Here is a 12959-nt window from a genome sequence, read left to right as displayed (position 1 = left end):
AGGCAGGTGTTTGGACATCAAGGCGTAATTTTGACTACAGTGCGTTTAATACGTCCGCCAAACGGGTCACGGCAACTGTCAATTCTTCTGGTGTAGCGTTTGTAAAGTTTAAGCGCAGCGCTGCTTTGACTGCTGAGCCCTCTGGGTAGAATACAGGACTTGGTACAACGGCAACGCCGTTAGCCAACAATGATTTGGCCAGTTCAAACGTATCGCATTCTGGGATCTCTACCCATACGAACATACCACCATCAACAGGCTTAAGGACGCAACTTGCTGGAAGCTGTTTTTCTAGCTCTGCATACATCACATCGTAGCGAGACTTGTACAATTCACAGATGGTGGTGATGTGGGTGGCAAAGTTGTCATGTTGAAGCAAGCCGTGCAGTAGGGCTTGCATCGGTACGCTTGAGTGCAGATCGGCACCTTGTTTGATTTTAATCAGCGGTTCTAGGTAGCTAGTTTTACCCGTAACCACGCCGATACGAAGACCTGGCGATGCAATCTTAGAGAATGAGCGCAGTACGATAGAATTTTGTGGACAGAAATCAGAAACCAAAGGCAAAGCTTCACCAGAGAAACGCAGCTCGCGGTATGGTGCATCTTCGATAAATGCCACATTGTATTGAATACAAAGCTCTGCAACTTTTTGACGTGTTTCTAGTGCCCAGCATACGCCTGTTGGGTTATGGAAATCTGGCACCGCATAGAACATCTTCGGCTTTTGCTCAGCGAAGCACTGTTCTAGCTCTTCAAGGTTTGGACCGAACTCTGTTTGAGAAACAGTCACGATGTTCGCTTGAACCAAACCAAACACCTGCATCGCACCAAGGTAGCTTGGGGCTTCCATTACGACTTTGTCACCCGGGTTCACATAAGCACGCGCAATCAAATCCAAACCTTGCTGAGAGCCAGTCGTTACCATTGCGCTGTGCGTGTCTGGCAACTGGAAGTAATCCGTCAAGAAATTAAGCAGAGGTGTGTAACCGGCCGTCGAACCGTATTGGAAAACCTCAGGCATGTTTGCGAGATTTTCCAGTGTTGGTTTCATTAAATCGATTGGGAAGGTCTTCTCGTCTGGCAAACCGCCAGCAAGCGAGATGACGTTTTTATCGCTAGCGGCAGCGAGGATCTCTCGAATGTACGATGACTTTACTTGTTGTAGTGACTGTGCGATTTCCATGTGTTGTGTTTCTCGTATTTCTCATTGTTATGCGAGAAATAGTACATGGGAATTGCTTACTTTAGTGTGTCCATTTATGCTGTTAAACATGTCCATTTATGCTATTTAAGCCAAAAGACAGAATATGAGCCAACAACAAGTTTCCAGAATCAATGACGTACTGTTCTACATTCACCAAGACATTAGCAGAGAGTTATCCGCTAAAGAGCTGGCTGACGTAGCGGCGTATTCTGAGCAGCACTTCCATCGGATTTTTAAAGAGGTGGTTGGCGAATCGATTCATCAATACATTCGACGAACACGAATGGAATACGCTGCAAACCAGTTGATGTTCGATACCAAATCGTCGGTATTAGAGATTGCCAATAAGTGCGGTTTCAGTTCGGTATCGTCATTCAGCCGTGCCTTTAAATCCACGTTTGATATGTCGCCCGGTGCTTGGCGCAAGCATGATTTGCATGTCGCGGAAAAGCCGTATCTCAAAGATCCAGAAGTCGCTGCGGGTTATCATCGCGTCGCCAAGCGTGCTTTACCAGATCCTAAAGTTGTCGAAGTGCCACAGCGGTTTGCGGCTTATGTTCGTCACGAGGGTTATAACCGTTCGATTCGCAATGCTTGGCTGGTGCTTAAAGCTTGGGCTAATTCAGAGAACCGAGACTTCTCTACGCAATATGGTTTGCATCATTCCAACCCGGCTTGGGTTGAGTTGGACAAATGTCGTTACGTGGCGTGCATGGCCATTGATAAACCGCTTAAGTATCGCGGAGTGGTGAACCAGATGACCATTCCGGGTGGCTTACATGCGGTGTTCAGGTTGACTGGTGTATATGGTGAGCTGCTGCCTCAAATCAGCATGGTGTTGGAGAAATGGTTACCAAACTCGGGGTTCAAGCAACGCTCGACTCCTGCGTATGTGCATTATCATCAAAACCACTTTTTAAATCATGAAGAAGCGTTTGAATTAGATTTCTACTTGCCTATCAGTTTCTTCTAACAATTTCTTTTAAAAAGCTTTGCTTCACGTTCAATGCTTTACTATTGTGTCAGATGAAAATGCCCGGCATTGATGTCGGACTTTATAGAATAAGTTGAAAATGAAATGAATATAGAACATCTCAAGCTTTTCGTTCGTTTGGCATCAACGCACAACATCAGCATGGCAGGACAAGAGCTTGGATTATCGCCAGCCGTTGCCAGCGCCCACATCAATAAGTTGGAAGAAGGGCTAGGCGTTCGCCTTGTGCACCGAACCACACGTAAGGTCTCATTAACGGAAGAAGGTCAGGCATTTTTGCCACACGCAGAAGAAGTGCTTGCAACGGTAGAAGCGGCGCGAGGTGCGGTCGGAGTAGGTCATAGCGCACCAACTGGCACGCTTCGAGTTACAGCGCCAGCGTCGTTTGGGCGTTTGCATCTTGTGCCGGCGCTCAAAGGCTTTATGGCGGCTTATCCCGAGCTTACGGTGGATTTTCGTTTTTCTGATTCCATTATTGATATGGTTGAAGGCGGGTTCGATGTCGCGATTCGTCTTGCAGAATTGAAAGACTCAACGCTGGTGGCACGTAAACTAGCACCGGATCGCCGTATCATTGTTGCTTCACCAGAGTATTTAGAAAAGCACGGTACGCCGAAAACACCGCAAGAACTTGCTGAGCACGAATGCGTGACGCTAATGGGGCTAGACAATTGGGTGTTTGAAACCCCAGATGGTCATTATGCGATGCGCGCTTCGGGCAGCTTTAGAACCGATAACGGCGATGCGATGCGTGATGCTTGTATCGATGGACTTGGTGTGTCGATCAACTCGATTTGGAGTGTCTACAAACAGCTTCAAGCCGGTGAGTTGGTTGAAATTTTGGAAGACTACCCATTGGTGATGAACGCCAGCATTTGGGCGGTTTACCCTAGCTCACGTTTGATCGCACCTAAGGTTCGTGCCTTTATTGATTACTTTGCCGAGCATTACGGGCAGCCACCTTACTGGGAAACCGAACTGGCTACCCATCAGAAATAAACAAAAACGCTTTCCAATCGGAAAGCGTTTTTTATTGTGTTCATTTAGCGAGAAAGAGAACGACTACCAAGAGAAAGTCTGGATGACGTTGTCTTTTGCCATTGGGTTAGATGCTATCGCGTGATTGATGTTTCTCAGAAAATCCTCGCGTGAATCCAACAACCAACCTTTCTGTGGAACGATGTTGTTACCATGGTCGCCCCAGTAGAAGGTATCAATGTTCAAGTTTTCGAGTAGGTATTTCTCTTCCTCAAGCACTTGAAGTTGAGTTGGCATAATGAACTCACCATTCTTCACTTCTTGTTCCATCACCGTTCCTGGTTGAATCGCAAGTGCCATAGGCGCAATTTGCTCAGGATTGATTTGGTTCAAGATGTCTGTTGTCGCAATAATGTGTTCTTTTGAACGTTCGCGTCCACCTAGGCCAAAGATGAAAGACAGCAACACTTCAATGCCAGCTTCTTTTGCCATTGCCATGCCTTCGATCGCTTGCTCTGGTGACATGCGTTTTTTAATGCGCTCAAGAACAACGCGATCGCCAGACTCAAGGCCAGAATAGGCCATATCTAAACCCGCATCTTTCAGCTCTTTCAATTCAGCAATGGTTTTACGGCGGAAATCGTTCAATCCACTATAAAGAGAAATCTTTTTGCATTCAGGAAAGGTTGAACGCAGTTTGTCGAAGATCTTAAGCAAGTAATCCGTACGTGCCGCCATAACGTTACCATCAATCAAAAAGATCGACTCTACATGTGGGTAGATAAGACGCGCTTCTTCAATGTCTTTAAACACGTCTTCAATAGGGCGTACCTTAAAGCGTTTGTCATCAAACATGCTGCAAAACGTGCAGGTGTTGATGCTACAACCCAATGTGGTTTGGATTAAGATGCTGCGGTATTCCGGCCATGGTCGGTAAACTTTGCCCTCATAGTTCATAGTTGGATCTCCAGTTAAAAGCGGGATGATTCGATGTCATCACTCGCGAAAGATAATGGGAACGAACGCGTTTGAGTCTGGCGTTTTTCCCGATGGCTGAAGATTAACAAGAGAAGGCTTTGTTGATAATTGGCCTTTATATCAAATGAGTTTTTAGATTTTATTGAAAATGAACAATGATGGCAGTTTTATAAGCGCGAGATCAAAACGTGAGAAACAGAAACGCCAGAAATCAGTAAACAGAAACCAGTACGTAAAGATGACAACACCCAGCCGAAGCTAGGTGTTTAACAGGAAACAACTGTGTTGAATTAAGCGAGTTTAGCAATCATTGCTTCAATCGCGTCTACTACTTGTTGTGATTTGATGTCATTCAACGCATCACGATGAGGAGCGGCAAAAGCTTCGATATCGTTGTCGAAGTACGAACCGTGCGCTTGAGCAAATTCATCCGATAGTGCGGCACGAATTAGAATGTCTGCGCCCAAACTGATGTCATTACCCGTGATACCGTAAGCGTCTTTCACCATTTTGCTGCCAAGGAATGATTTTGGATTGACGGAAACCACCATCGGGCCGACATTTTTCAACTGCAATCCCATAACGCGTGACCACATTGTCAGTGCCAATTTACTTTGAGCATAAGCTTCACCGTCTGACAGTGGTTTTTCGCCCATCAAGGCTTTGATGCTCACTGGTGCTTGTGCCGCAGAAGATAGGTTTACGACACGACCTGTGTTGCCAAGTAGTGGGAGCAACTCTTTTGTCAGCATGTATGGTGCAATGGTGTTAACGGCAAAGCGCACATCAAGACCTTCTTGAGTTCTTGAGTTAGGTGTCGCGAATACGCCTGCGTTATTGATGATCACATCCAGTTTGCCAAAGCGCTCTGCCACTTCTGCAACCATCTGTTTAACGGCTTTGACTGAAGACAGATCAGCAACGATGCTTTCCACTTTGCCAGCATTCATCTCAATTAAGCCTTGCTCTACGTTTTGTAGTTTAGCCTCGTTGCGGCCATGAACAATCACGTGGTGACCATCTGCCACTAACATCTTTGCTGTTTCTAAACCAATGCCGTCTGTAGCGCCAGTAATCAGGATGATTTTTTGCATAATTGAGATTCCTCATGAAGTCGTTATGCAACAATCATAAAGTGAACAGAGTGATTAAACTATCGAGGTAAAGAGGGAAACACTTTATACGCAAAATTGAAAATCAATTTGTTATCTTTTTGTGGGCGATACGACGAATTAACCGCCCACGAAATGCTATGGTTATTTCAAGCGTTGCTTAAGATTTGAGCAGCTTGATTAACTAAAATACACTCAGCCCAAGAGGTCTTTATGTTAGGCGAAAATCACTCATTAACTCATGAATTCCCAGAACATTTGGATACCATCAATCAGCTGACAGCAAGTGACGCCTCGTTTGCTGAAAACGCTAAAAGCTACAACTCTCTCGATAAAGAAATCCGCGAACTAGAATTGCGAGGAAACCCACTCGACGACCATGAAATGAACACACTTAAACATAATCGTGCGGAGCTAAAAGACTGGCTTTACACAAAAATTATGAGCGCATAATTAAGACTGTGACTCCATGGATGGCGGCTCGAATTTCGAGCCGTTTTTTATGCCGTTTTTATACTGGTTCTACACGCTACTTGACAGGTAAGTGCCCTGTCTTTACCCAGATGATCGTCTCTTGATCAACAAAAGGAAAATGCTCGCTCATGTGTGGGTTGCGTAACCACGTATGCTGGGGGTAGTGACCTAATTCATCATTAAACTCACCAGACAGAACAAAGATCTCTTCCCCTCCAAAATGGCGATGAGGTTGAAACTTTTCACCTTTAGGCCATTTGACCAATGCAACGTGCTCGTGTTCGAAGTTGTGCAATGGCATCACCTCCAATCCACCAATACCCGGTAACCACTCGGTTTGGTTGGTATTGATGCGTACCGTTTCTAGATCGTTAGGATCAAATTGATTAAGTTTCACTAAGATCACGCAACCATCTTTGCTGAATGGGGCATGTTGGCTTCCCGGAGGGTTTCGTAGGTAAGTTCCCGCTGGGTAATCGCCATGTTCGTCAGAAAACACCCCTTCGAGCACCAGTATCTCTTCTCCATATGGGTGAGGGTGGGTCGAAAACTGTGAATTTGGCTCATAACGCACCACGCTGGTGGTGTGCCCTGATTCTTTGGCTTCTCGTTCTAGTGGCTTTCGCCAAACGCCTAATGCTGGGCTGGCAATCCAATCTTGTTGTGCGGTGTTAATCACCAACCGTTGTGAAAAATCCATGTTTAACATTGCTTGTTACCGGTGTCAGTCATATTTGGAATAAATATATACCCAAGTGACTTCAAGATGCAGGATTCAGAGCGTTGTCACTGATTCAAGTTCAAGGAAAACAACGCAGCGTAATAGCAAGCTCTTTCCAAGTTGTTTGACGATGAAATTGCGTCAGTGACACGCTCCCAAAGGGCGAGTTGCCTTGGCTTGTATGCTTCGTTAACAATTTTTTATTTAGAGCCACTAGATCTTCAAATTGTTGCCTCGCCTTCAAACCAAGTCATTCTCGCTGAACCTAGCACTTTGAGGTTACTTGGGTATACACAGTTTCAAACTACACGTGTCTTGTCTGTTTGGCGGCTCTGATTTTTATCGTTTTAGCTCGCTGAACAAACATGAGGTAAGGCGGAGAGATGTGATGAGCAAACTGGATGTGTGATGGTCAATAATCATTAACCTTATGATTATTATTGATAATGTTCACACAAAATGATTTTACAAATTGTTACATGCTTCGCTTTTTTAATTCTTGTTATGTTATAACATCCGCGAAATATTTGATGGTGTTATAACATAACAAAATAAGGAAAAACGTTGTGAATAAAAAATTGGTCTCTTTAGCGGTTGGTAGTTTGTTTGTTTCCCCAGTTTTTGCCGATACGCTTTCGAACCCTCAGATTGGCGTGGTACTAGACGGTTACTATCAAGATGGCCAGCGTCATAACTCAGAGCGTGAAGAAGGTTTTGGCCTGGGTCATACTGAGCTGAACATGTCTGCAAACATTGATGATAAATTCCACGGTGCACTAACGGCGGTTCTAGAAAGCCACGGTGATGAAACCGAGCTGATGCTTGAAGAGGCGTTTATTGAGACACTAGCACTACCATACGGCTTAAATGTACGTGCAGGTCGCTTCCTATCTGACTTTGGTTACCTGAACAACCAACACATGCACACAGACAGCTTTGTTGAGCGTCCAATTGCTTACCGTACTTTCCTTGGCTCGCATTACTACGATGACGGTGTGCGTGCAAACATTGTTCTTCCAACTGACCTATATGTGAAGTTAGGTGTAGAAGCATTAAGCGGCAGCAAGATGTCTTCTGTTGAAGATGGTTCTGAAGTTGGCGTTTACACCACAACACTTAAGCTTGGCAGCGATTTCTCAGAGTCTTCAAGCTGGCAGTTTGGCCTGAGCTACCTACGTAACGAAAACGGTAAGGTAACAGAGTTCGAAGATCATGATCACGGCCATGTAGACGAGCACGATCATGACCACAGCCACGCAGCTGCGGTAACGGGTGAAAACTTATACGGTGCAGACTTTGTATGGAAGTGGGCGCCAGATGGTAACTACAAGTACAGCAACTTCACGCTATCTGCGGAATACATGCTGCTAGACGGTGTGGTGGACAGCAAATACAAGAACGATGCTGAATCACCAGACAACCTAAGCGCATACTACGTATCGGGTGTTTACCGTTTCAACCCAAGTTGGTCAGCGGGACTTCGTTACGGTGAAGCTGAAAGCTACGATGGCCATGCGCACGGCGACCACATGCACTTCACAGCACTGAATGATAAAGAAATGGATGCGATGATCGCATGGGATTCTTCTCACTTCGGTACTATCCGTGCGCAATACACTCGCATTGATAACCAAGACAGCGAGACAGACAACGTATTCACTCTGCAATACGTGATGACATTTGGAGCGCACGGTGCACATGCGTTCTAAGCTGACATTAAATAAATGCAGTTTAGCGATGATGGCGGCGGGGGCTACCATCATCTCTTCACCTGCTTTGGCTCTTAACATCTTTGTTTGTGAGCCAGAATGGAAAGCTCTTCTCGAAAGTCACGCCCCAGACGCGACCATCTATTCTGCGACCACCGCCAAGCAAGATCCTCATTACGTACAAGCTCGCCCTTCTTTGATTGCAAAGATGCGCCAAGCCGACATGGCCATGTGTTCTGGCGCGGAGTTAGAAGTAGGGTGGTTACCTATGCTGCAAGTTCGCAGTAGCAATGGTGCGGTACAAAACGGTTCACAAAGCATGATCTACGCGACCGATTTCGTGCGCATGTTAGACACTCATGATCATGTCGACCGCAGCATGGGGGACATTCATGCGTACGGAAACCCCCATGTGCAGTTTGCGGCTAATGACATTATTCCCTTGTCACATGCGGTGACAAAACGGTTACAAGTGCTTGACCCAGACAACGCGCAAACCTATCAATTTAACGGCATGAAGTTCCGTGCCCATTGGCGTAAAAAGCTCAATGAGTGGAATGAGAAAGCTGCACCATTGAAAGGCAAGCAAGTTGTGGGGTATCACGCAACCTATCGCTACTTGTACGATTGGTTAGGCATGGAGCAAATTGCTGACTTAGAGCCTAAACCGGGCATCTCACCAACCACATCACATCTGCAGTCTTTGACTAAGTTGGACTCGGATTCTTTTGAAGCGATTGTCTACTCGTCGCATCAAGACCAGCGTCCAGCAAATTGGCTACAGAAACAAACCAATAAGCCACTGATTCAGCTGCCTTTAACGGTTTCTGATGGCGAAAGCTTGGATGAAATGTACGACCAAGTCATCGACGAATTGCTAGGTGTGCTGGTGCAGCCCGATCCGGTGAAGAGCTAAACCATGACAGAGTACGCATGGTTATTGCCCGCGGTGCTGTGTGGCCTGATCGCGTTAGTCGGTAACGTGGTGCTTGGTCAACAAGTGCTAAAACGCCAAATCATCTTCATTGATTTGGCGGTGGCACAAGTTGCCGCATTGGGGGCTGCACTCAGTCATTATTGGCTGAACCAATACGCGCTCTTCTCGGGTTCTTTCTTCGGCGAGATGGTCGGCCCTTGGGTGATGTCGTTATTGCTGTGTGGTTTGATTGCCATAATGGAAAAGCGCTACCAACAGCATTTAGAGCCAATGATTGGCAGCTTGTTTGTGGTATCCGCCTCTCTAGCGATATTACTGGTGAGCAAAGACCCGCACGGTGCCGATTTTATCCAAGGGATTCTCAACGGGCAGTTACTTTGGTCAACATGGGATGATGTTTGGCCTTTGGCATTAATCACCGCAGCGATGTTGTTATTGGTGTGGCTCAAGCCAGAATTCATGCAGGGCAGTGGCTTCTATCTCATCTTCGCGATATTAATGCCGATTACGGTCAAGTTAACGGGCATCTATTTAGAATTTGCCTTGTTGGTGATTCCGGCCTTGTGTGCGGCAGCACTGAAAGGTACAAGATTCTTCGTTGCGAGCATCAGCATTGGCATCGTGGGGATATTGTCGGGCATTGCGGCGTCAGCTCGGTACGACTTACCAAGTGGAGCGAGCATTGTGATTACTCTATTTATCGCGGGTATGCTGTTTAATCTCTTGGTTCAGCCTTGGCTGCATAAATTGCCCTCCATTAATGAAGAGACGGCGTGACCATTCTCCAAATGATAAAAAGGCTCCGCGTGAACGGAGCCTTTTGTTTAGCACTGCTTTTTCTTATTAGTAACCTTGCTAGTTATTAACTGATTACTTAGTTACTTATCTCCTACTATATTAGCAAGATTTGAACAGAGGGAGAGTCTGAGGTTGGATTGAATCTGTCAAAGTGTTATCCAGCGCAGGGAATAATTGATTAATTCCCGTTTCAGACAGTCCTAACCACGCCATTAAGCTCGCATGAAGCTGATCGGAAGAGATGGTTGGAATCACACGCCCACGCGAGAGCAAGTAAGGGCTTGTCTCAGATAAGTCTGGATATTCACCCACGATCGCTTTTCCGGCTACACCGCCGCCCATCACCAATGCGTGGCTTGCCCAACCGTGGTCCGTACCATCCGTACCGTTTGGAATCAAAGTACGGCCAAATTCTGAATGAGTGAACGTCGTTACCTGATCAAACAAGCCATTGTTTTCCAAAGCTAATTGGAACGCGGCCATCGCTTCTGCCAACTCTTGCAGCAAACCCGTTTGGCGGCTAATTTGAGCAGAGTGAGTATCGAACCCGCCTAACTTACAACTAAAGTACTGCGCAGGATGTTGGAACTGATCTTTATGCAGCAGCAGTTTAAAGACCGCTTTTAGCTGATTACCGATGCGTGTTTCTGGGAATACCTCAGTAATCTCGGCGTTCAAAATGGCACTGAACTCCTGATACATTCTGGTCGAGTCCACCGCAACACCAGCATAGTGAGACTGAAAAACGTTGCCGTAACTGCCTGTATTTTGCAGTTGATCAAACAGATCTCGCGAACGTTGGTCATTAAAAATATCGCTCGGTGGTTGAGAGCCGACCGAGTTAGATTGCGCCTCGATACAGTTGGTCCACACTTGCGTGCCGCCAATATCAAACATTGGTGACAGCTCATTTAGACTGCGCAGCATAGTGCCGAGCTCGGTGGAAGTCTTAGCACCAAAGCCCTCTTTCGACAGAGACTTGGTCGCATGAGACTGAACCATAGTGGATTGATGAGAGTGGCTGAACAAATGAGCAGGGCGAGTACTCTCACCATAAATCACATTGTTTACGCGCTGTGTCAGTGGACCTAGGTTCACAACGGGTACAAGGTTAGCATTATCCCAATAGGTCTTGAGCGCAGCCATGGCAGGGTTTAATGCTAGCTTGGCGTTATCATTGAGCGCGTCTAAATGAATACAGCTCGTCTCATCCAAAGCCAAGTTGCCACGCAGTGCTCGATATTGGCTGTTCGCCGGTGCGGCAGTTGGGATCAGCATATTGTAGCCATCGTTACCGCCCGCAAGGTCGATACCCACTACGGCGCGATAACCGTTTTTGCACTGATTGAAAGAGTCTGCAAAGGCAGGAAAAGCTGCAAGGTTAAGTGCAGAAACCCCAATACCAGCGGAACCTGCTTGTAAAAAACGACGTCGTGTTAAGTTCATGATGATTACCCCTGTGTGATGAATTCTGGTGAAAGCAGTGCGTTCATAACGAGATTCTTAATCTCTTTCCGCCATTTAGATTGGCGACTTGGGCACTGGGCGAGGTAATCGAGATAGCATTGACGAGCTTGCTCACTCATTTGATAAGCAAACAAATGCTCGTTTAGGTAATCCACTACGCCTTCGTCATCAAAAGCAAGGTATCGGGTGAACAGCACTTCATCCATGTACCAATCTTTGGCCTCTTCCTCGAAACGAGCGACAAGCTCACGGAACTGAATCCCATATTGGTAGATGTCATGCCATTGGTACACATTGAATTCTGGTGCCACCAGACCATTAAAATCAGGGTGGTTTGGCGCATCATCAGGTTGGTAATAATAAAACACAGAAGGCGCCGACAGCGGCAGCGTTCGGTTGTACCAATTGAACTGTTTTGGCCACATCAATACGCCGTCACGTCGCTTCACTTGTAGCGCGCGCATCGCATGGGTAAATACAGAAAGCGGGTCACGCAATTTACCCACCGTGCTGCCAGAGCGAAGCGCGTCTTTATCCGTTAGAATCGCGATTATTAAGGCTTGCATGTCTCCATCAGAACGTTTGAACGCACGGCGCACACGGCGAATATAACCTGCTCTTGGATTGCTGGTTACAAGCTTGTTGATGAAGAACTTAGTCACAAAGGTGTAGAGCGTATTTTGGTTCATCAAATGTTCGATCACCGCTTCCAGCTCTTCTTCTGCACCGACACCGCCAGGGAAGGTTTTACCAAGAATGGGCTTCTCACCTATATCGTGCTCGCCACGCGGTTCCATTGGCTGGCTGTACTTATCGTCACCGCGAATATCGATGAACTTCCAACCGGTAAAGACACGCGCCAGTTCTTCGATGTCCTCTTGCGTATAAGATGGCACTTCGTTACCTTCGGCATCCAAACGCACTTCACCGTTGTTACGCAGTTTAACTGGGCCAAGCGTGAACAGTTGCAACAGTTCACGTGCGTAGTTTTCATCTGGGGCGGTGAGCTCGTTAGAAACGTTATTCACAAAAGTCAGGTACTCACCCATGATTGGCGATTTCGACACAAAGCGAATCACATCGCGGAAGTTTCCGAAGGCATTATCGAGCAATCCGTCGAAGTAATTACACATGTAGCGACGCTTAGAAGCCGCTTTAAATGCCGGATCTTTCACACTGACTACGAACAGTTGAGACAGGGTATAAGCAATACGCTGACGCAAGATATCATCGCCTTCGACTGTCATGCGTGTCCAGCTGCTGGCGTAATACAAGCCTTGCCCTAAGTCCGGTACGTTGAGCTCATCTTGCTCAAAATGCTTTAGCCAAGAAGACGGTGTAATAAGTGTTTGTTGAGCGACCCAGTTTTCAATGCTTCCCGATTGAACAAGATCATTAATGTCACGTTGGGATGGCCCGAACGTGCACTGTTGCAGCGTTCTTGCTGCATCTATGTAAGCCTGATTCATTTTATCTCCCGTAGGTTTTGTTATCTTTCTCAGGTAATGCGTCCTTTGCTACGTCCATATTTAAAAGCACGCCGTATCTTTAAATCGTAATCGAGAATTTTGATAACAAGAATGTAAT

At 46.4% G+C, this 12959-nt stretch carries 12 protein-coding genes; 6 read left to right on the top strand and 6 right to left on the bottom strand.

From position 1 onward, the window contains the following. Positions 1–34: 34 nt before the first annotated feature. Positions 35–1183, bottom strand: a complete 1149-nt coding sequence (locus tag ITG12_RS22455) for a PLP-dependent aminotransferase family protein (RefSeq protein WP_102387888.1) — start codon at positions 1181–1183, stop codon at positions 35–37. 124 nt (positions 1184–1307) lie between these two features. On the opposite strand from ITG12_RS22455, the gene ITG12_RS22450 reads away from it, so the two are divergent. Together ITG12_RS22450 and ITG12_RS22445 are read left to right on the top strand one after the other, a co-directional pair. After that, positions 1308–2177: a helix-turn-helix domain-containing protein gene (locus ITG12_RS22450; protein WP_038882412.1), complete on the top strand. Its 870-nt coding sequence runs from the start codon at positions 1308–1310 to the stop codon at positions 2175–2177. A gap of 105 nt (positions 2178–2282) precedes the next feature. Beyond that, positions 2283–3197, top strand: coding sequence for a LysR family transcriptional regulator (locus ITG12_RS22445; RefSeq protein WP_042602152.1), 915 nt, complete (start codon positions 2283–2285; stop codon positions 3195–3197). 63 nt (positions 3198–3260) lie between these two features. On the opposite strand, the gene ITG12_RS22440 is transcribed toward ITG12_RS22445, so the two are convergent. Then, positions 3261–4133 (bottom strand): radical SAM protein, encoded by an 873-nt coding sequence (locus ITG12_RS22440; protein ID WP_038882409.1) that lies wholly within the window; start codon positions 4131–4133, stop codon positions 3261–3263. Positions 4134–4444: 311 nt separating this feature from the next. Further along, positions 4445–5248, bottom strand: coding sequence for an SDR family NAD(P)-dependent oxidoreductase (locus tag ITG12_RS22435; protein WP_248874075.1), 804 nt, complete (start codon positions 5246–5248; stop codon positions 4445–4447). A gap of 231 nt (positions 5249–5479) precedes the next feature. On the opposite strand from ITG12_RS22435, the gene ITG12_RS22430 reads away from it, so the two are divergent. Continuing rightward, positions 5480–5719 (top strand): YdcH family protein, encoded by a 240-nt coding sequence (locus ITG12_RS22430; RefSeq protein WP_038865100.1) that lies wholly within the window; start codon positions 5480–5482, stop codon positions 5717–5719. A 76-nt stretch (positions 5720–5795) separates the two neighbouring features. Here ITG12_RS22430 and ITG12_RS22425 read toward each other — a convergent pair whose 3' ends face one another. Continuing rightward, entirely contained in the window at positions 5796–6449 is a 654-nt protein-coding gene (locus ITG12_RS22425; protein ID WP_248874073.1) for a cupin domain-containing protein, read from the bottom strand. 578 nt (positions 6450–7027) lie between these two features. Here ITG12_RS22425 and ITG12_RS22420 point away from each other — a divergent pair. From ITG12_RS22420 to ITG12_RS22410, 3 genes are read left to right on the top strand one after another with little or no spacing between them, the layout of a single operon-like run. Next, positions 7028–8170: a hypothetical protein gene (locus ITG12_RS22420; protein WP_248874071.1), complete on the top strand. Its 1143-nt coding sequence runs from the start codon at positions 7028–7030 to the stop codon at positions 8168–8170. Further along, entirely contained in the window at positions 8160–9086 is a 927-nt protein-coding gene (locus ITG12_RS22415) for a zinc ABC transporter substrate-binding protein (protein WP_248874069.1), read from the top strand. The genes ITG12_RS22420 and ITG12_RS22415 overlap by 11 nt, the downstream gene beginning before the upstream one ends. A gap of 3 nt (positions 9087–9089) precedes the next feature. Then, complete coding sequence (locus tag ITG12_RS22410; protein ID WP_248874067.1) at positions 9090–9884, top strand: metal ABC transporter permease; 795 nt, start codon at positions 9090–9092, stop codon at positions 9882–9884. A 120-nt stretch (positions 9885–10004) separates the two neighbouring features. Here ITG12_RS22410 and ITG12_RS22405 read toward each other — a convergent pair whose 3' ends face one another. Further along, the gene (locus ITG12_RS22405) at positions 10005–11351 is read right to left on the bottom strand and encodes a DUF1501 domain-containing protein (protein WP_248874064.1); all 1347 of its coding nucleotides are present in this window, start codon (positions 11349–11351) and stop codon (positions 10005–10007) included. A 5-nt stretch (positions 11352–11356) separates the two neighbouring features. Beyond that, the gene (locus ITG12_RS22400; protein WP_248874062.1) at positions 11357–12841 is read right to left on the bottom strand and encodes a DUF1800 family protein; all 1485 of its coding nucleotides are present in this window, start codon (positions 12839–12841) and stop codon (positions 11357–11359) included. Between the last annotated feature and the right edge of the window lie 118 nt (positions 12842–12959).

The organism is Vibrio sp. ED002, assembly GCF_023277445.1.
Classification (GTDB): Bacteria; Pseudomonadota; Gammaproteobacteria; order Enterobacterales; family Vibrionaceae; genus Vibrio; species Vibrio jasicida.
This window is presented reverse-complemented; position numbering and strand designations above follow the sequence as displayed.

What these genes read in the sequence shown, in the direction of transcription:
- ITG12_RS22410 (WP_248874067.1), top strand. Translation starts at nt 9,090, where the DNA reads ATGACAGAGTACGCATGGTTATTGCCCGCGGTGCTGTGTGGCCTGATC.
- ITG12_RS22440 (WP_038882409.1), bottom strand. Translation starts at nt 4,133, where the DNA reads ATGAACTATGAGGGCAAAGTTTACCGACCATGGCCGGAATACCGCAGC.
- ITG12_RS22430 (WP_038865100.1), top strand. Translation starts at nt 5,480, where the DNA reads ATGTTAGGCGAAAATCACTCATTAACTCATGAATTCCCAGAACATTTG.
- ITG12_RS22400 (WP_248874062.1), bottom strand. Translation starts at nt 12,841, where the DNA reads ATGAATCAGGCTTACATAGATGCAGCAAGAACGCTGCAACAGTGCACG.
- ITG12_RS22445 (WP_042602152.1), top strand. Translation starts at nt 2,283, where the DNA reads ATGAATATAGAACATCTCAAGCTTTTCGTTCGTTTGGCATCAACGCAC.
- ITG12_RS22450 (WP_038882412.1), top strand. Translation starts at nt 1,308, where the DNA reads ATGAGCCAACAACAAGTTTCCAGAATCAATGACGTACTGTTCTACATT.
- ITG12_RS22405 (WP_248874064.1), bottom strand. Translation starts at nt 11,351, where the DNA reads ATGAACTTAACACGACGTCGTTTTTTACAAGCAGGTTCCGCTGGTATT.
- ITG12_RS22455 (WP_102387888.1), bottom strand. Translation starts at nt 1,183, where the DNA reads ATGGAAATCGCACAGTCACTACAACAAGTAAAGTCATCGTACATTCGA.
- ITG12_RS22425 (WP_248874073.1), bottom strand. Translation starts at nt 6,449, where the DNA reads ATGTTAAACATGGATTTTTCACAACGGTTGGTGATTAACACCGCACAA.
- ITG12_RS22435 (WP_248874075.1), bottom strand. Translation starts at nt 5,248, where the DNA reads ATGCAAAAAATCATCCTGATTACTGGCGCTACAGACGGCATTGGTTTA.
- ITG12_RS22415 (WP_248874069.1), top strand. Translation starts at nt 8,160, where the DNA reads ATGCGTTCTAAGCTGACATTAAATAAATGCAGTTTAGCGATGATGGCG.